The sequence below is a fragment of the Roseibium sp. 10G30-5 genome, assembly GCF_055809635.1.
In genome coordinates, this window is record NZ_CM147918.1 from 1164102 (window position 1) to 1183468 (window position 19367).

General features: G+C 56.0%; 13 protein-coding genes and 4 pseudogenes. 14 read left to right on the forward strand and 3 right to left on the reverse strand.

The genetic code is table 11. The features are described from left to right. The first annotated feature begins 45 nt into the window (after nucleotides 1-45). Nucleotides 46-1230, forward strand: coding sequence for an acetyltransferase domain-containing protein (locus AC0L7U_RS05940; RefSeq protein WP_473694562.1), 1185 nt, complete (start codon nucleotides 46-48; stop codon nucleotides 1228-1230). A gap of 65 nt (nucleotides 1231-1295) precedes the next feature. Here AC0L7U_RS05940 and AC0L7U_RS05945 read toward each other — a convergent pair whose 3' ends face one another. After that, on the reverse strand, nucleotides 1296-2237 hold the full coding sequence (locus AC0L7U_RS05945; protein ID WP_473694564.1) for a phosphotransferase: 942 nt from the start codon (nucleotides 2235-2237) through the stop codon (nucleotides 1296-1298). 152 nt (nucleotides 2238-2389) lie between these two features. Beyond that, nucleotides 2390-3629: pseudogene (locus AC0L7U_RS05950) on the reverse strand (MFS transporter). 424 nt (nucleotides 3630-4053) lie between these two features. Here AC0L7U_RS05950 and AC0L7U_RS05955 point away from each other — a divergent pair. From AC0L7U_RS05955 to AC0L7U_RS05975, 5 genes and pseudogenes are all read left to right on the forward strand, one after another. Continuing rightward, nucleotides 4054-4354: pseudogene (locus AC0L7U_RS05955) on the forward strand (Rdx family protein). A gap of 173 nt (nucleotides 4355-4527) precedes the next feature. Beyond that, on the forward strand, nucleotides 4528-6045 hold the full coding sequence (gene betC, locus AC0L7U_RS05960; protein WP_473694566.1) for a choline-sulfatase: 1518 nt from the start codon (nucleotides 4528-4530) through the stop codon (nucleotides 6043-6045). A 355-nt stretch (nucleotides 6046-6400) separates the two neighbouring features. Beyond that, nucleotides 6401-7162 (forward strand): amino acid ABC transporter substrate-binding protein, encoded by a 762-nt coding sequence (locus tag AC0L7U_RS05965; protein ID WP_473694567.1) that lies wholly within the window; start codon nucleotides 6401-6403, stop codon nucleotides 7160-7162. A 23-nt stretch (nucleotides 7163-7185) separates the two neighbouring features. Then, on the forward strand, nucleotides 7186-7860 hold the full coding sequence (locus AC0L7U_RS05970; RefSeq protein WP_473694569.1) for an amino acid ABC transporter permease: 675 nt from the start codon (nucleotides 7186-7188) through the stop codon (nucleotides 7858-7860). Continuing rightward, the gene (locus tag AC0L7U_RS05975) at nucleotides 7857-8606 is read left to right on the forward strand and encodes an amino acid ABC transporter ATP-binding protein (protein ID WP_473694571.1); all 750 of its coding nucleotides are present in this window, start codon (nucleotides 7857-7859) and stop codon (nucleotides 8604-8606) included. Before AC0L7U_RS05970 ends, AC0L7U_RS05975 begins: the two co-directional genes overlap by 4 nt. 33 nt (nucleotides 8607-8639) lie before the next feature. Here the strand turns inward: AC0L7U_RS05975 and AC0L7U_RS05980 are convergent, their stop codons facing one another. Beyond that, entirely contained in the window at nucleotides 8640-8831 is a 192-nt protein-coding gene (locus tag AC0L7U_RS05980) for a hypothetical protein (protein WP_473694573.1), read from the reverse strand. Between the two features lie 694 nt (nucleotides 8832-9525). Here AC0L7U_RS05980 and AC0L7U_RS05985 point away from each other — a divergent pair. The 8 genes and pseudogenes from AC0L7U_RS05985 to AC0L7U_RS06020 all read left to right on the forward strand — a co-directional run bounded on the left by AC0L7U_RS05985 (nucleotide 9526) and on the right by AC0L7U_RS06020 (nucleotide 19332). Then, entirely contained in the window at nucleotides 9526-10035 is a 510-nt protein-coding gene (locus AC0L7U_RS05985) for an HNH endonuclease (RefSeq protein ID WP_473694575.1), read from the forward strand. Nucleotides 10036-10107: 72 nt separating this feature from the next. Continuing rightward, the gene (gene uvrB / locus AC0L7U_RS05990) at nucleotides 10108-13170 is read left to right on the forward strand and encodes an excinuclease ABC subunit UvrB (RefSeq protein WP_473694577.1); all 3063 of its coding nucleotides are present in this window, start codon (nucleotides 10108-10110) and stop codon (nucleotides 13168-13170) included. 199 nt (nucleotides 13171-13369) lie between these two features. Next, nucleotides 13370-13550: pseudogene (locus AC0L7U_RS05995) on the forward strand (LacI family DNA-binding transcriptional regulator); the annotation flags it as partial. Between the two features lie 371 nt (nucleotides 13551-13921). Further along, nucleotides 13922-14884 carry a galactofuranose ABC transporter, galactofuranose-binding protein YtfQ gene (ytfQ, locus tag AC0L7U_RS06000; RefSeq protein WP_473694579.1) on the forward strand — a complete coding sequence of 321 codons (963 nt, stop codon included), beginning with the start codon at nucleotides 13922-13924 and terminating at the stop codon, nucleotides 14882-14884. Nucleotides 14885-15082: 198 nt separating this feature from the next. Further along, nucleotides 15083-16641: pseudogene (gene ytfR / locus AC0L7U_RS06005) on the forward strand (galactofuranose ABC transporter, ATP-binding protein YtfR). Next, nucleotides 16638-17663 (forward strand): ABC transporter permease, encoded by a 1026-nt coding sequence (locus tag AC0L7U_RS06010; protein WP_473694581.1) that lies wholly within the window; start codon nucleotides 16638-16640, stop codon nucleotides 17661-17663. The pseudogene ytfR and the gene AC0L7U_RS06010 overlap by 4 nt, the downstream one beginning before the upstream one ends. After that, nucleotides 17660-18637, forward strand: a complete 978-nt coding sequence (gene yjfF / locus AC0L7U_RS06015) for a galactofuranose ABC transporter, permease protein YjfF (protein WP_473694583.1) — start codon at nucleotides 17660-17662, stop codon at nucleotides 18635-18637. Before AC0L7U_RS06010 ends, yjfF begins: the two co-directional genes overlap by 4 nt. Before the next feature lie 125 nt (nucleotides 18638-18762). Next, a complete protein-coding gene (locus AC0L7U_RS06020; protein ID WP_473694585.1) occupies nucleotides 18763-19332 on the forward strand; it encodes a chalcone isomerase family protein in 570 nt (189 codons plus the stop codon). Nucleotides 19333-19367 lie beyond the last annotated feature (35 nt).

Consider the following 19367-nt stretch of genomic DNA (forward strand, 5'->3'; position numbering starts at 1 on the left):
CACCGTGCCGATTCCTGATGCTCCTGCGAGATCTGACACCGCTTGATGACTTCCACCCTGCATTTGCCCGCATCTACTCCGGCGAAATCCCGCCGTATTCCACTGATTGACGTGGTGCGCGGCTTGGCCATTCTTGCGATGGTCTCCTATCACCTTTCATGGGATCTCTCGTGGTTCGGGCATGTCAGCTGGCGCGTTTCGTCTGCTCCCGAATGGAAGATGTATGCCGAAAGTATCGCCGGGACCTTCCTCTTCGTTGCGGGGATAAGTCTGTGCCTTAGCTCATGGTCGACAAATCCGTTGGGCCAGCTTCTGGAAACGCGAAGCCATTCTGATCGTCGCCTCCATTGCCGTGTCCGTCGCCACCTGTGGTTTGCCTTCACCGACAACTATGTGCGCTTCGGCATCCTGCACTGCATGGCGGCCGCCAGTCTGATTGCCATTGTTTTTGTGCGGCTGCCCGGTGTTATCGGTCTGCTCGCAGGTGTCTTCCTGTTCACCTTGCCGATCTGGGCCACCAACAGCATGTTCAATGGTCAATTGCTGCTGTGGACGGGCCTTGGTCGACCGGAATACGGCGCGGTTGATTATGTACCGCTCGCGCCTTGGGCCGGGGTTATGATCATTGGCCTCGGATTGACCAAACTGCTTGCGAACGAAAGCCGCCTGGACAGGTTGCGCCGCATTCCGCTCGACGCTTCGGGGTTTCGTTTTCTGGGATTTTGCGGACGTCGCTCGCTCACCATCTATTTGGTCCACCAGCCCCTGCTTTATGGTCTCGTCTGGTCTGTTTCCGCCATGGGTCTGGCACCAGACCGCACGATCGAGCCTTTCGTACACGATTGCACGTTGAGCTGTGATCTGAACATGAACAATCAGCCTTTGTGTCACGAAGCGTGCAGTTGCACGGTCACCCGAATGCAACAACAGGATGAATGGGGCAATCTGGTTGCTCACCCCAACGACATTTCCTTGCGCACAGCGCTCAACGAAACCTATGCCCAGTGTCTTGGCGATGCGACACGCGACTTCAATATCCGGCGCGAAAAAAAGAACCTGAAGCAGGGAGAAGACGCAGGAAACTCCCCAGCAGCGCGAACCACACCCAAGAGCGGTACCGAGATGAGAGCAACGACTGACCCTGCCGACAATGCCTCACATGGGACACCGCAAGATCTGACACTCCAAAGTGATGACGATACAGGCCAAACGCCTGCCCCAACACAATAAACCTGTCGAGGTCAGCTCAGCGAAGCACGCGGGTTGCCTGTATGCTCGCCAGGCGACCAAACAAATTATCGCATGCCGGACACACCCTTGCGGCAAATATCCAGCGCGGCGCTGATACGAATGTCGGCGAAGCGTGTCAGGTCATCGGTCTTTCCGGCCTCTTCGTCCGGCAATTGTGCGGCCTGCACGACAGCCCAGAGCGCCGAGACCACCAGGCAAACAATCTTTGTGTCGGCGATCTGCTCGTGCTCCGGCAAGACGCCGACCGCGCTGCGATAGGCTGATAGAAAGCGCCACACCTGCTCTTCGGAAAAATCCATCTCGACACTGGCATAGGCCAGATCCCAGGCGGCCGGAGCCATCGCCGAATACTCAAAGTCAATCAATTGCGGACCAGCGTCTCCCCAGATCACATTTCCCGGCGACAGATCGGCGTGGCTGGGAACGAAGGTCCCAAAAGGTGCAGATTTGCGATCCGCAATCGCCAGGAGATGATCCGTCACCGGCGCAAGAGTGATCAGACGCCGGGCTGATAGCGCGAACGTTTCCGCGCTCTGCATCATCTCCTGCGCCACGGTCCAGGGATCAAGCCGCGCTTGAAAAGGTTCCTTGATCTGATGCAACTGACCAACCAGGGTTCCAAGTGCCGCCGCCTTGTCCTCTGCAGTCGGGCGAGGGTCTGCCGAGGGAATTTCCTTAGAAATCATCTGGCCTGTAAGCGGATCACAAAACAGCGGCGATTGCGCCAGTCCAGCCTTGCTGGCAAGCGTCAGGTTCACCAATTCGGCCTGCCGATTGATTGTTGCGTTGGTTGCCATGCGCGGCAAGCGCAGAAAGAAATTGCCCGTCGTGGTCGCCACCCGAAACACCTGATTGGTGAGCCCCGGCGACGGCGTCAGGCTGAGGACAGTTCCCAAGGCAGCGTGCACAGAGGCATCTACCAGCCGGATTTGCTCCAGCGCCGCCAATCCCTGCCCTTCCAGTGCACTCTTCTCATCGACGGACATGCCGCCTCCCTTGAAGGCTTTTGATGTCGCAGCACATAGCATAAAAAAGGGCGCTGACGGGAAGAGACAGATCTGCTCCCGGCAACACCCTGTTTTTCGAAGACCCGGATCATCAACCAGACGATCCGGGCATCATCAGCAACAGAACGCGCTCATGTTTTCACGGACGTTCGCCCATCGACAGCACCAAACGTCACATCTCGTTTCTCTCGACCAAAACCTGCCAACAACGCCAGCGCGATGGCAACGACGATAATGACAACCGTTTGTACGAAAGCATAATCGCCATTGAGATGCGCCGCCCACTCGGTTTGAAGGGTCGCATTGCCTGCAGCCAGCAAATTGCCAAGCTGATAGGCAAAGCCGGGGAAAGTACTCCGCACCTCATCAGGCGCCAGCTCGTTCAGATGAACAGGTACAACCCCCAGGCTCCCCGATCAGGAACTGCATGATGAAGGCACCAATCGCCAGGAACACCGGGCCCGGCGCATAAGACCAAAGTAAACTGGCCGGGATTGAAAGCACGACCGCAAGCACGATGGCCTTGCGCCGCCCGATCTTCTGCGACAGAGCGCCAAATACCAACCCGCCGATGATCGCACCGATATTGTAGACGATGGCGATTGCACCGACCGTGTGACTGTCATAACCGCGCTGCGTTTCAAGGAAAGTCGGATAAATATCCTGACTGCCGTGACTGAAGAAGTTGAATCCCGTCATCAGCAACACCACCCACAAAAACAGGGGCAGGTTCTGCCGCAAGACAGTCATAAAGGGCCGTTTCGGCTTCTGTTGCGCCTCCACGAAGGCAGGAGATTCCTGAACATTCCGGCGAATGTAGAACACCAGCAGCGCAGGCAATGCGCCGACAAAGAACATGCCGCGCCAGCCGATCATCGGGAACAGAAAGAAAAACACCAGCGAGGCCATCAGATAACCAAAGGGGTAGCCTGCCTGCAAAAGCCCGGAGACGAGACCGCGGGCCTCTTTAGGAATGGATTCCATCGTCAGTGAGGCGCCAACGCCCCATTCTCCCCCCATGGCGACGCCGTAGCACATGCGCAGAATGATGAACATCGTCAGCCCGGTCGAGAAGCCCGACAGGAACTCGAACAAGGAATAGAGCAACACATCGACCATCAACGTGGTCTTGCGGCCGAACTTCTCAGACGCCAATCCGAAGATGAGCGCGCCAATCGGTCGCATGGCAAGTGTCAGGAAAATGGCGATAGATACGGCAGGAATACTGGTCTTGAAATCGGCTGCAATGTGCTTGATGACGAAGACGAGGATGAAAAAATCAAAAGCATCAAGCGTCCAGCCGAGAAAGCTGGCGATGATGGTCCTGCGCTGCTCCTTGGTCAAAGCGCGCATGGTTTGTACTAACGACATGTCAGGTGACCTCCCAGAAACGGCGGCGAGGCGGGACATCCGGATGCCGTCGAAAGGTTTTTGACTGAGGCCTGAATAAGGCCGGAGGGAATGGCCCGCAGAGACAGTAAAGGCCAAAATACCAGCTCTGCGGGTCATTGAGATGCGCGCGCCAAAGCGTGGCCTCATGTGATTATCTAAGGCTTCAATTTTGCGTGAACAAGATTTGACCTTACACCTGTCAAACTTCACTGTCGCGACATGGTTCCCACACGACCGTTCAGACTCTGGAAGAGCGATCGCTTCAAACAAGTAAAATACTGAAATATTTGGCTTATTTACGAATTAATTTCACGATATGGTCAGTTTCATGGCCACAAGACAGCTCATTACAAATGTGTCATGAACGATAAAAACATTCACGCCAGATCACGGAGACCTGTTCATGAGCGCATTTTCCAGCCCCCATATCGTCATCACCTACTGCCGACAGTGCGGCTGGTTGTTGCGTTCCGCATGGATGGCACAAGAGGTCCTATCGACGTTTTCGGAGGAGGTCGGCGCTGTCACTCTGGTGCCTGGCGACCGGAGGTATTTTTACGATCACCTGTGATGGCTCACTGGTTTGGGATCGAAAGATCGATGGCGGCTTCCCCGATGCCAAGACCCTGAAGCAACGCTTGCGCGACCTTGTCTGGCCCGAGCGTGACCTGGGCCATTCGGACCGCCCTGCCTCTTCATCCTGAGAGTCCGGAGGCGCTGAACTGCGCAGGATACCTCACTTTTCCCCAAGCTGAAGCCGCTCTGGCAGCACTCAACGGGTCCGCTTGATGTCGTGTTTGCGTCATGCGGCTATCTGCGGCTACAAGCAGGCCACAGACCCGCCCTTTTTCCGCTCGCCTCGGCCATGGAGACCGCCATGACCAAACCCCAGAATATTCTCATCCTGATGGTTGACCAGCTCAACGGCACCCTGTTCCCTGATGGCCCTGCGGATTTCCTGCATGCGCCTAACTTGAAGAAACTGGCCGCCCGCTCCACACGCTTCAAGAACACCTACACCGGATCGCCTTTGTGCGCACCGGGACGCGCCAGCTTCATGTCGGGCCAGCTTCCACGCCGCACCCGTGTTTATGACAATGCAGCCGAGTTTGCCTCCGACATTCCGACCTATGCGCATCATCTGCGCCGCGCGGGCTACACCACCTGCCTCTCAGGCAAGATGCATTTCGTCGGCCCGGACCAGATGCACGGCTTTGAAGAACGCCTGACCACCGACATCTATCCCGCTGACTTTGGCTGGACGCCGGATTACCGCAAGCCGGGGGAGCGCATCGACTGGTGGTATCACAATATGGGTTCAGTCACCGGAGCTGGCGTCGCAGAGATTTCCAATCAGATGGAATATGACGACGACGTTGCCTTTCAGGCCATCCGGCAGATCCATGACTATGGACGTGGCAAATACGACCGTCCCTTCTGCATGACCGTCAGTTTCACCCACCCGCATGACCCCTATGTGGCTCGCAAGAAATACTGGGACCTCTACGAAGACTGCGAGCACTTGCTGCCGAGCGTGCCGTCCATGGCCTATGATGATCATGACCCGCATGCACAGCGCATTTTCGACGCCAACGACTGGCGCAAATTCAACATCACTGAAGACAACATCCGTCGTTCCCGCCGGGCCTATTTCGCCAATATCTCCTATCTGGACGACAAGATCGGCGAAATCCTGCATGCGCTGGGCGCCATGGACCTGGCAGAGGACACGACCATCCTGTTTGTCTCCGATCATGGAGACATGCTGGGCGAACGCGGCCTCTGGTTCAAGATGACATTCTTCGAAGGATCCGGCCGCGTTCCGCTGATGGTCGCCTCGCCCAAGATGCCCGCCGGTCTTATCGAAACGCCCGTCAGCACCATGGATGTGTTGCCAACAGTGGCGGATCTGGCAGGCATCGACATGAGCGAGATCATGCCCTGGACCGACGGCGAAAGTCTTGTTGCCCTGGCCAATGGCACCGAGCGCATCACTCCGGTCAGAATGGAATACGCCGCAGAAGGCTCCTACGCGCCGCTCGTCGGCCTGCGCCGTGGCCCGTATAAGTACATCCATTGCGAGATGGACCCCCCGCTACTGTACAATCTTGACACAGATCCGCACGAGTTGACCAATCTCGCCGAAGACCCGGACCACCGCGAAATCGCAGCGGAAATGGCACGGGAGGTTGACCAGACCTGGGACATGGCAGCCTACGATGCCGAAGTGCGCCAGAGTCAGGCGCGGCGCTGGATCGTTTATGAAGCACTGCGCAATGGCTCTTACTTTCCATGGGATTATCAGCCACTGCAAAAGGCATCTGAGCGCTATATGCGCAACCACATGGATCTGAACACGGTGGAAGAGAGCCAGCGTTTCCCGCGCGGTGATTGAGTTCGCCACAGCTTCATAAAAGGTCCGGGTAGGAAAAGACCCACTGATGCTCAGAGGGTCGGATGTCAAATCGCGTCTTTTTCTTGAAACTGCTTGCACAATGACTGGCAAACGCACAGATAAGGGCGAAGGCAACCGATGATTGTGCTTGAAGAAATGGCATGAAAGTCTAGTCTTGCGCCATTATCAAGAACAGTCTGGCAGGATTGGACCTGATTTTGGAATAATACTCCTCGCAGGCCGTCCGTTTTGGCCATAGGTTCGCCGCTCAGAACACTGAAACAGGCCTCTGGCGCCGCATCGCAAGAGACCTGTTGCCATTTACCGACTGCATCGTTCAGGAAAGCAGATACCCATGTTCAAGAAGATCTCTCTTGCGCTCGCCACCGCCGCCCTTATCGGTGTCAGCGCCCAGGCACAAGCCGCAGAAACCCTGCGTGTTGGCATGTCTGGCGGCTACTTCCCCTTCACCTTCACCCGCTCCGGCAAATTGCAGGGCTTCGAAGTTGATCTGATGAATGCGGTTGGCAAGGAAACCGGCATGAAGATCAAATTCGTGACCATGTCCTTCTCCGGCCTGATCGGTGCGCTTCAGTCCAACCGTCTGGACACGGTTGCCAACCAGATCACCATCACACCAGAGCGCAAGGCAAAGTTCGACTTTACCCAGCCTTACGTCATCGACGGCGCCCAGATTGTGGTCAAGAAGGGCAATCCAAAGAACATTCAAAGCACCAACGATCTGAGCGGCAAGACGGTTGCCGTCAACCTCGGCTCCAACTTCGAATCTCTGCTGAACAGCCTGCCGAACGCGAAGAAGATCACCATCAAGACCTACGACAGCGGCTTTGAGCAGGATGTGGCACTTGGCCGTGTTGATGCCTTTGTCATGGACCGCGTGTCCTCTGCGCAGGTGATCAAGAAGAGTCATCTGCCGCTTGAACTGGCTGGCAAACCATTCTTCAGGATTGAGAACGCCCTGCCATTCCGCAAGGACGCCAAGGACGAAAAGCTGCGCAAGACGGTGAATGCCGCTTTGACCAAGCTGAAGGCCAATGGCACGCTGAAGAAGATCTCGATGAAGTGGTTCAACGCCGACATCACGACTGACCAGTAAGCACCACCCCTTCGGGACACACCATGCAGACGCTCGATTTTCACTACATGCTGGACCTGTTTCCGGTCCTGCTGAAGAACCTGCCGCTGACGCTTTTCATGGCGGTGATCGGCATGGCCTTCGCCTTGGTGCTCGCCTCCATTCTGGCGGTCATCCGGATCGTGCGTCTGCCCATTCTGGATCGGCTGGTGGCTCTGTTCATCAGCTTTTTCCGTGGTACACCGCTGCTGGTGCAGCTGTTTCTGTTTTATTACGGCCTGCCGCAAGTCTTCTCTTTCCTGACTCAGATCAACGGCGTAACAGCGACCATCATGGGTCTGACGTTGCATTTTTCCGCTTATATGGCTGAAAGCATTCGTGCTGCCATTCTCGGAGTTGATCGCAGTCAGTGGGAAGCTGCCGAATCCATCGGCATGACCCGCATGCAGATGATGCGGCGTATCGTTCTGCCACAAGCGGGCCGCATAGCCGCGCCGACGCTCGTGAATTACTTCATCGACATGATCAAGTCGACGTCGCTGGCCTTCACCCTCGGCGTGACCGAAATGATGGGCTCCGCCAACAAGGAAGCCGCTGGCAGCTTCAACTATTTCGAAGCGTTCCTGGATGTGGCCCTGATCTATTGGGTCGTCGTCGAGATCCTGTCCTTCCTGCAACGGCGTCTCGAAGTGCGCCTCAACAAGGCCTATGCACGATGAGCAAGTCTCAAGGCATTTCCGTCAAGGGGCTGACCAAGGCCTTTGGCGACGCGACCATTCTCGATGGCATTGATCTTGAGATTGCTCCCGGTGAGCGCATCGTTGTGATCGGACCATCTGGCACAGGCAAATCGACCCTGCTGCGCTGCCTGAACTTTCTCGACCGCCCGGAAGCCGGCACCATTCGTGTTGGAGATCTGAGCGTTGATGTAGCCAAGGCAGACAAGACCCAGATCCTGTCCCTGCGTCGGCGGACCAGTTTTGTCTTCCAGAACTATGCTCTGTTTGCCAACAAGACGGCCAAGCAGAACATCATGGAAGCCCTGGTGGTCGTCAAAAAAATGCCGCGTCAGCAGGCGGACGATCGTGCAGTGGCGATTCTGAAGGAAATTGGCCTGTCTGACAAGGCAGACGCCTACCCCGCCAGCCTTTCAGGCGGTCAGCAACAACGTGTCGGCATCGGCCGCGCCATGGCGCTGGATGCCGATCTGATGCTGTTTGACGAACCCACGTCGGCGCTTGATCCGGAATGGGTGGGCGAAGTGCTGGAGTTGATGCGGCGTGTTGCCGAGCAACACCAAACCATGCTGATAGTCACGCACGAAATGAGCTTCGCCCGTGAAATCGCCGACCGTGTCATTTTCATGGAAGGCGGCCGCATCGTGGAACAGGGCAAGCCCGAACAGATCTTCGATACGCCAACAGATCCACGCACCAAGGAATTCCTGCGCCGCGTTGGGGCCTGACCTGACAGCCTGCTCAATCAGGAGTTCCGCTGATCAGCGCAGGATCCACCATCCGATCAGCAGCACAATCGCAATCAGAACAGCCTGCAGGATCCCCTTGCGACGCGGATCACGCGCGTCCGCTTTCGCAGTCCTCTTCGCCTCATCCTGCTTCTGCTTGCGAAAGGCACTCAGGTTGACAACACCGTCATCCTGCGGCTCCTCAGGCTTGTTCCACTTCCTCAAAATCGCGTCCACTCACTCGAAAATTCAATAACTGGTTCATAGCATATTGGACCGCTCCACATGTAGCAGACGTTTATGTAAGGCCACCCTATCTCTGAAACTGCTAAAATGCGCGCGCCCCTTTAACCAATGGCAACTTAAACTCTTTGCATGTTTGGTTTGACAAACCACAAGCAGGTTCTAGGGTTATTTTATCATTTAAATCATGAACCTAGTTGACCCATGGCAAACGCAGTCTTTTATCATAAGCCCAATAGCATTTACGATGACGATCCTGCTACCCGCTATCACTTCCCAAAGCAATATCTGTCGCGCGTTGAACAAACCGTTTCAGACTGGATAATTTACGATGGGCCAGCTATCGGGCTCGAAAGAGGCCGTTACTACTCAGCCGTCGCTCAGGTTTTGAATATAAGGCAAGATAAACAAAAGCCAGATCACTATTATGCTGAACTTGGTAATTTCCTGAATTTTGACGCTCCAGTTGACTGCAAACTAGACGGAGGCTTCGAACCTTAGCTTCATTACAAGTTCAGGCCAAATAAATTCTGGCTACAGAGTCCAAGCGGTCCGCATCATTACAGCTGATGTCTTCGCCGTGATTTGCACCGCGGGCCTCTCAGAAGCAGAAAGATGGCCAAATCGGCGAGATGAAGAAGAAAACGTCTCAGATTATATTTCTCATATAGGAGAGATGGATGACACATCTGCGGCATTTATTCACGATCAACCCAACTCGGCGAACCTTGATATCTACGAAGCTGGTCTTCCAGAGACCCGCATCACAACATCTCAACTAGTTAATCGAAAATTCCGGGATATTCGCTTCCGGAAGCACATTCGTGAACTATATGATCGTCGATGTGCGTTCACAGGTCTCAGGCTTATCAACGGTCGTGGTCGACCGGAAGTAGAGGCAGCTCATATCCGCCCCGTAGCAGAGGGTGGAAACGATTCAATTCAAAACGGAATTGCACTCTCCGGCACAGTCCATTGGATGTTTGATAGAGGGCTTTTATCACTTTCTGATGATTATAAAATCCTCGCCTCTAGGCATCTCAATTACGACGTTGGTCATCTTCTAACGGCTGACAGAAAGGCAATCGTGCCTTTCAACCCTGCGCATAGACCTCACCCGGAATATATGCGCTGGCATAGGCAAAACATCTTCAAGTCCTGGCCAAACGAGATAGCCGACGGCTAATTCTCTTTCTAAAAAGAACAAACCAGCAACCAGCCTCTTTCAAAAAAGCCGCTTTCGCCCCATATTGACGAAATGAGCAAGCCGAGCAAATCTGACACGTCCAAGACACCCTCTAACGCACAGGAAGACGGGTTCGGCGAAGCGCCACAAGCGCCTCTGTCGGGCACCCCTGTGGCCGGCAGTATTTCCGAATGGGCCAAAGAGCTTGAAACGGATGCCGAGCCAAAAGCGCGCGTTGCCAAGGATCAGGCGGACACCACTGAACGCAACACCAAAACGCCCAGCAAGGACAATGCCAGGGCGGCTTCCCCTAAGAAAACGACCAATGCCCGCTCGGCACGCGGTACCAGCATGGGAAGCTCGCAAGATCCGCGCGAACGAGCCGCTGGTGGCCTGAACCCCGTGGCCGGGCTGGATATCTCGTTGGAAGACGCGGAAAAGCTGTTCGCCAAACAGGGCAAGCCCAATGCGAAGCGCGGTTCTGCGAAGACAGACGTCGCCCAGGAACAGACGGATCGTGACTCTGGCGCAGAGACGTCAAAGAAGACGTCGGCTGCAACCAATGGCAAGCTCTCCAAGCATCTGAAAGACAACAAGAAGCGTAACACCAACAAGCTGGGCGAACTGAGCGGCAATCAGGGCGCCACTGCCACGGTAGAAGCTTTGTCTGCGTTGATCGAGAGCGGCAACCCGCTTCACAAGAACGGTGAGATCTGGCAGCCGCACCGCCCGGAGAGACCGGAGAAATCCGAAGGCGGCGTCCCGCTCAAACTGATGTCGGAATATGAGCCGCGCGGCGATCAGCCCAGCGCGATTGCTGAGCTTGTCGGTGGCATCGACGGCAAGGAACAAACGCAGGTTCTGTTGGGTGTGACAGGCTCCGGCAAGACCTACACCATGGCACAGGTCATCGAACGTACCCAACGTCCGGCTCTCATCCTTGCGCCTAACAAGACTTTGGCGGCGCAGCTCTATGGTGAGTTCAAAAGCTTCTTTCCTGAAAACGCGGTCGAGTATTTCGTTTCCTACTACGATTACTATCAGCCGGAAGCCTATGTTCCGCGCACGGATACGTATATCGAGAAGGAAAGCTCGATCAACGAACAGATCGACCGAATGCGCCACTCGGCCACCCGCGCTCTGCTGGAGCGCGACGATTGTATCATTGTGGCATCTGTATCGTGCATCTATGGTATCGGCTCGGTCGAGACCTATACTGCCATGACCTTCGCACTGGAAGTCGGCGAACGCATCGACCAGCGCCAGATCATCGCCGACCTCGTTGCCCTGCAATACAAGCGCAATGATGCGGCTTTCCAGCGCGGCACTTTCCGTGTTCGCGGCGACACTATCGAACTGTTTCCCGCTCACCTGGACGACACCGCCTGGCGCATTTCGCTGTTTGGTGATGAAATTGAAGCGATTACCGAATTCGATCCGCTGACTGGTCGCAAGTCTGCCGATCTCAAGCAGGTCAAGGTCTATGCAAACTCGCACTATGTAACGCCCAAGCCAACGTTGCAGCAGGCAATCAAATCCATCAAGACGGAATTGAAGCAGCGACTGGCTGAATTGAACGACCATGGCCGCCTGCTGGAAGCCCAAAGACTGGAACAGCGCACCCATTTTGATCTGGAAATGCTGGAAGCCACAGGATCCTGCCAGGGCATCGAGAACTATTCACGCTATCTGACCGGACGCGCGCCCGGCGAGCCACCCCCGACCCTCTTCGAGTATCTGCCGGACAACGCCATCGTCTTCGCTGATGAAAGCCACGTCACTGTTCCGCAAATCGGTGGCATGTACCGAGGCGATTTCCGCCGCAAGGCCACCCTTGCGGAATACGGCTTTCGTTTGCCCTCCTGTATGGATAACCGACCGCTGCGCTTCGAAGAATGGGACGCCATGCGCCCTCAAACGGTGTGCGTATCTGCCACACCGGGGTCCTGGGAGATGGAGGCATCCGGCGGCGTCTTCGCAGAGCAGGTCATTCGGCCAACCGGACTGGTTGATCCAGTCATCGACATTCGTCCCGCCACCTCACAGGTGGATGATCTTCTGGGCGAAGTGCGCGAAACAGCGGCCAAGGGCTATCGCACGCTGGTGACCACACTGACCAAGCGCATGTCGGAGGACCTGACCGAATATCTGCATGAGAATGGCGTGCGTGTGCGCTACATGCACTCGGATATTGATACGCTGGAACGCATTGAGATCATTCGTGATCTTCGCCTTGGTGCCTTTGACGTTCTGGTCGGCATCAACCTGCTGCGCGAAGGTCTGGATATTCCCGAGTGCGCGCTGGTGGCTATTCTCGACGCCGACAAGGAGGGGTTCCTGCGGTCTGAAACCTCACTTGTACAAACCATCGGTCGCGCGGCACGGAACGTCGATGGCAAGGTAGTGCTCTACGCCGACCGAATGACCGGCTCGATGGAGCGTGCAATTGCAGAAACCAATCGGCGTCGTGAGAAACAAGTTGCCTATAATGTCGAACACAATATCACGCCAGAGAGCGTCAAACGCTCTATCGGCGATATCGTCAATAGTGTCTATGAACAGGATCATGTGACGGTAGACACCGGCTTTGCCGATCCGGGTTCGCTTGTTGGGCACAATCTGTCGGCCCATATTGACGATCTCGAACGCCAGATGCGCGAAGCTGCGGCCGATCTGGACTTTGAAACAGCGGCGCGCCTGCGTGATGAAGTCAAACGCCTCCGCGATACCGAGCTGGCCGTCTCCGACGATCCCTTGTCCCGGCAATCCAGTCTGGAGGCCTCGACCGGGGGCTATCAGGGCGACAAGTCATTCGGGGCCGGCGGCACCAAAGCTGGGGCTTCGGGAAAGAAGAAAGAGACCGCAGCAGACCGTGCGCGCAATGCCAAAACCAAGGCGACCCCGGCCCCAAGCGCCAAGGTGCGCAAGAACACGCTTGATGAAATGACGGTAGGGCGTACCGAGGTTCCCCTCTCCGACCGAGCAGTCCCAAAAAAGGCATCGCCCCCTGGATTACATGAAGATCCGGTCAAGCCGCTCGTTCGGGGCAAGATCGGCGCCGGATCCTATGAAGATCCAGCCGATGAAAAGCGTCGCGGCGGACGCAAGAAGAAAAGCGGTCGACCGGGGCAGTAAACAGGGTCTTTCTCAGTCCCGCCTGCGTGTCGAGACCGCATTAGCCCCGTTTCGTGTTCTGGGGCATAATGACAAGGCGATCGAGAGGCTTCGGAGATCGTGATAAAGATCTAATGCGCGTTAGCCGCTGAGACCCAGGACCGTCCATGCAAGAAGATAAAAAAGCCCGGCGCAAACGGGCTTTGTCAGTGCCCAACATGTGGCGCGCAAAGCCGGAGTGTCACGGTCGGCTGTGTCTCGCACACTCACGCCGGGACCAGCGCGGCACCGGCAACTCGCGGAGAAGTGCTGAAGGCTGCCGATGAGCTTGGCTATTACGTCAATGATCTGGCGCACAGCCTTCTCTGACCAATGAAAGTCGGCTTGTCGGCATGACGGCAGTACTGGAAGCGCGCCAAACCGACCCAGAGGCTGTCGTTCCCCAGAAGACGGCACCGCTCGATCTGATGGTACGCGGCAGCTTCATCCCGAAGCGCTGACCTCTATCGCCACAGCCTCCCCGGCTCCAACCCGACTGCTTCAGTATTTTTCTGCGTATTTTTACAAGCTTTTTGAATGGTCGGTGAACTTCAGAAAAAATCATACTTTTCAATTCTTTAAATAATAATATCACGTTTAATTAATACAATAACGCAAAGTAATTTCATATATAGTCTCAAATAGCGAGACAAGCTGATTTTTTACTCCCTTTACAAAAGTAAATCCTTATGGACATCATGACTTCCCATCCACATTGTTCTGGGAGGAAACAATGAAATTCAAGAAATTCATGGCCGGAGTCTCGATTCTGGCAGCAATGACGTGCGCTTCCACTGCAGCAAATGCGCTGACGGTCGGCTTTTCGCAGATCGGCTCTGAATCCGGCTGGCGGGCCGCAGAAACGACCCTCACCAAGCAACAGGCCAAGGAGCGCGGCATTACCCTGAAGTTTGCTGACGCGCAGCAAAAACAGGAAAACCAGATCAAGGCTATCCGATCCTTCATCGCCCAGGGCGTTGATGCGATTCTGCTGGCTCCGGTGGTGTCCACCGGCTGGGACAATGTGCTCAAAGAAGCCAAGGATGCCGAAATTCCGGTCATTCTTCTGGATCGTATGGTCGACAGCCCCAAGGATCTCTATCTGACTGCCGTTGGATCGGATCTGGTTCATGAAGGCAACGTCGCCGGTGACTGGCTGGTCAAGGCCGAAGACGGCAAGAAGTGCAATGTGGTCGAGCTGCAAGGCACGACAGGCTCTTCGCCTGCCATCGACCGCAAGAAAGGCTTCGAGCAGGCCATCGCTGATCATGACAACATCAAGATCATCCGCAGCCAGACAGGCGACTTCACCCGCACCAAGGGTAAGGAAGTCATGGAAAGCTTCCTGAAGGCCGAAGATGGCGGCAAGAACATCTGTGCGCTTTACGCTCACAACGACGATATGGCCGTGGGTGCAATTCAAGCCATCAAGGAAGCAGGGCTGAAGCCGGGCACTGACATCAAGGTCGTGTCCATCGATTCCGTGCCGGATATTTTCCTGGCCATGTCGAAGGGCGAAAGCAATGCGACCGTTGAACTGACCCCGAACATGGCGGGCCCGGCCTTTGACGCCCTTGCCGCCTATATGAAGGACGGCAAGCAACCGCCGAAATTCATCCAGACAGACTCCAAGCTCTACACTCAAGCAGACGACCCGATGAAGGTCTACGAACGCAAAAAAGATCTCGGATACTAATCCGAACTGGTCTTCCGGGCGGCTTCTCTTGCAGGGATCGCCCGGAATTTTCTGATGATTTGTTTTGAAGACGAACTTGCGCAATGACATGAGCACAGATGCAATGTCCCTATGCAGATCACCTGCACACCTTGGGATAGGGTCCAGCCAGGATCACTGCCGTGTCTACACACTGTCTTCACACCGGTAGAGGCCCCAATGTCCCACTCCGCTCTTTTACAGGCCACCGGAATCGTAAAGTCCTTTCCCGGCGCTCTTGCGCTTGATGACGTCGATTTCACGTTGCACCACGGCTCCGTCCACGCACTCCTGGGCGAAAATGGCGCGGGCAAGTCCACCTTGATCAAATGCCTCACCGGAGCCTATCGGCGAGACCGGGGCGACATGCGGGTCGATGGCCAGTTGGTCAATCCCGGCAGCACGCTGGAAGCGCAGGATCTGGGCATTGGCACTGTGTACCAGGAGGTCAATCTCCTCGCGAACCTCTCCGTTGCCGACAATCTGTTTTTAGGCCGGCAACCTCGTCGTTTCGGAATGACGGACACGCGCCGCATGACCGTGCAGGCGCAGAAGCTGCTCGATGGCTACGGCCTGCATCTGGATGTCACCCGAGAACTCGGCTCCTATTCCGTCGCTATTCAGCAGCTTATTGCCGTTGCCCGCGCAGTTGATCTGTCCGGCAAGGTTCTGATCCTTGATGAACCAACTGCCAGCCTGGATGCTCACGAGGTCAACATGCTGTTCCGGGTGGTGCGCCAATTGCGCGAACGCGGTCTCGGCATCATCTTCATTTCGCATTTCCTCGATCAGGTTTACGAGATTGCCGACACGCTGACCGTTTTGCGTAATGGCCGCAGCGTCGGCACCCGCTCGGTAGAAGCGACAAGCCGTCTTGAACTCGTTTCGCTGATGCTTGGACGCGACCTTGAAGACACAGAAGCACATGCCACACGCGCGGACAGATCCTCTGGCGCGCCCTTTATTACCTTCAACGAACTGGGGCGGAGCGGCATGATCGAGCCGTTCTCGCTTGATGTTCACAGAGGAGAGGTGATCGGCATGGCCGGACTGCTGGGAGCCGGGCGAACGGAAACCGCAGAAACCATCTTCGGAATTTTTCCCGCCGACAAGGGGCACAGCGTCATCAACGGCCGAAAGATCCGCATTTCCTCACCGCGCCAAGTGCCATTGCCAATGGCTATGGCTTTTGCCCGGAGGACCGCAAGGTCGATGGCATCGTGGCCGATCTGTCCGTGCGTGAAAACATCATTCTGGCCTTGCAGGCACGACGTGGTTGGATGAAGCCTCTGCCCCGCAAGGAGCAGGACGCGTTGAGCGACAAATACATCAAAGCGCTGGATATTCGCACCAGCGACCGAGACAAACCCATCGGCCAATTGTCCGGAGGCAATCAGCAGAAGGTCATTCTGGCGCGCTGGCTGGCGACCAATCCGGAGTTCCTGATCCTTGATGAGCCGACCCGTGGCATTGACGTTGGCGCTCATGCGGAAATCATCCGCCTGATCGAGGATCTTTGCGATCAGGGCATGTCACTTCTGGTGATTTCGTCGGAACTTGAAGAACTCACCGCCTATAGCCACCGCGTTATCGTGGTGCGCGATCACCAGCATGTCGCAGAGTTGACCGGCGAGGCCATCACCACTGGCAATATTGTTGCCGCGATTGCCGCCTCTCCCGAGACAGACATCGCTCGACCGACATCCATGACCCGCGCAAGGGAGGGCGTCTCGTCATGAGCCTGAAACACGGCAGCTCTTTGCTGCGCCTCACCCCGCAGTTGGTCACGCTGGCCTGTGTTCTGGCGCTTGATGCAATTCTGTTCCCCGGCTTCTTCGACATCAAGATGTCCAACGGACATCTGTATGGCAGCATCATCGACGTGTTCAACCGTGGTGCGCCCGTTGGTCTTCTTGCCATTGGCATGACCCTGGTTATCGCCACACGCGGCATTGATCTGTCCGTGGGCGCTGTCATGGCCATTGCAGGCGCTGTCGCGGCCCAGGCGGCCGTCGGCGGTCATAGCGCCGATGAAGCCATCCTGCTGGCGCTGGGTGCAGGTCTTGCCTGCGGCTTTTGGAATGGTATCCTCGTTGCGGTTTGCGGCATTCAGCCCATCGTGGCCACGTTGATCCTGATGGTTGCAGGTCGCGGCATTGCCCAGTTGATCACATCTGGCACCATTCTCACCTTCACCAACCCCGGCCTGGTCTTCATGGGCAGCGGGTCGGTCCTCAGCATTCCCACACCCATCGTTCTATGGCTTGCCGCCGCCGCAATCGCCGCCCTTCTGGTACGACGAACGGCCCTCGGCCTGATGATCGAAGCCATCGGCATCAACCGCCGTGCCAGCAATCTGGCTGGTGTCAACACACTGGTGCTGCTGCTTGCAGTCTACATGGTCTCCGGCATCTGTGCAGGGATCTCCGGTGTGGTCGTTGCCGCCGATATCAAGGGAGCGGATGCCAACAACGCCGGGCTTTGGCTGGAACTGGACGCCATTCTGGCGGTCGTCATCGGTGGCACATCTCTGCTTGGCGGACGCTTTACCCTGATGGGCTCCATATTGGGGGCGCTGATCATTCAGGCCATCAACACCGGCATCCTGATTTCGGGTTTTCCGCCAGAGTTCAATCTGGTCATCAAGGCCCTGATCATCATTCTCATCCTGCTGATCCAGTCGCCCTCGCTGCGACACCGCCTCATGCGCTCCCACCAAAGACGCACAAGCCTTGCAACAGGAAAGGTGGCCAAGTCATGAAAACACGGCATTTACCCCTTCTCGCCACGGTTGCGGTCTTCGTCATTGCCTATGCCCTGAGCTTTGCGCAGTATCCCAATATTCTCTCAACGCGCGTTGTTGGCAACCTGCTGACAGACAATGCCTTTCTCGGCATTACTGCGGTCGGCATGACCTTTGTCATCATTTCTGGCGGCATTGATCTGTCGGTCGGCTCAGTGATTGCCTTCACCGGCGTGTTCATTGCAGTGATGCTGCAAAACACCGGCCTGCACCCGCTCGTGGTCTTTGGCCTTGCCCTCATTCTCTCCACCGCCTTTGGCGCCCTCATGGGTGGCATCATCTACACGCTCGAAATGCCGCCTTTCATCGTTACATTGGCGGGCATGTTTCTGGCGCGCGGGATGGCCTTCGTGCTGTCCACGGATTCCATTCCCATCAAACATCCCTTCTATGACACGCTCCAGGACATGTATCTGAAAGTGCCGGGCGGTGGGCGCCTCACCCTCATCGGGGTCATCATGCTCCTGACCGTGGCCGTTGGTATGGTGATTGCCCACCGCACCCGCTTCGGGGCCAACGTCTATGCCCTTGGCGGAGGCGAACAGACCGCCAAACTCATGGGTGTTCCGATCGGCAAAACCTATGTTGCCGTCTATGCGTTTTCTGGTTTTCTGGCCGGATTGTCGGGCATCGTATTTTCGCTTTACACCTCTGCGGGATATTCACTGTCCACGGTTGGGGTCGAACTGGATGCCATTGCGGCGGTCGTCATTGGCGGCACGCTTTTAACCGGCGGCAGCGGCTTCATCATCGGCACTTTCATTGGTGTCATGATCATGGGTCTGATCCAGACCTATCTGATCTTTGACGGCAGCCTGTCGAGTTGGTGGACAAAGATCATCATCGGTCTGTTATTGCTTGGCTTTATTCTGCTGCAACGTGTCATTCTGTGGCTAACCGGAAATCGCAAGGCCAGCGCAGCGCTGGCCTGAAAGAACACCCACAATCACATCAAACCTCCAGAAATCCGGGCGGTCGATGGATCCATGCCGCTTCGTCGCGCGTATCCTTCACAAGGCTTAGAAGAAGCCACCACCCTGAGGAGGATACGAAAATCATGAACAGCACGACATTTACCCGCCCGCTGACGCATGCTGCAAAGGGTGTGGCCATTGCCGCTCTGGTTTTCGCCAGCCTCAGCCTTGCTGAAGAACCCGCCGCCGCGCAGGACCTGCCATCGGGGGCACAATCCATCGTCCCCTCCGCCAAAGTGGTTGGCAAAGGTCGCTTGCGGTACCTTGGCTTCAGCGTCTTCGATGCTACGCTTTACGCACCGCAGGGCAAATATTCACCCTCGCAGCCGTTCGCGCTGAAATTGAGCTACCTGCGCGATTTCAAATCGGATTCCATTGTCGATAAATCGATCAGTGAGATCCGCAGCCAAGGCTATAAGAACAACGCCAATCTGAAGAAATGGAAGAGCGAGATGAGCGCAATCTTCCCCAATGTGTCCTCCGGCCAGTCCATCATTGGCGTGCGCGACAGCAAGGGAAATGCAGTTTTCTTCTCCAAAGGCCAGAAGCTTGGCACCATCGCAGATGCCAAATTCAGCCGTGCCTTTTTCGATATCTGGCTTGGCTCGCATACGGATGAGCCAGCCCTGCGCAACAAACTCGTCGGCCACTGACAGTCACAACGCCGAGATCTGAGAAGAAGGCGGGC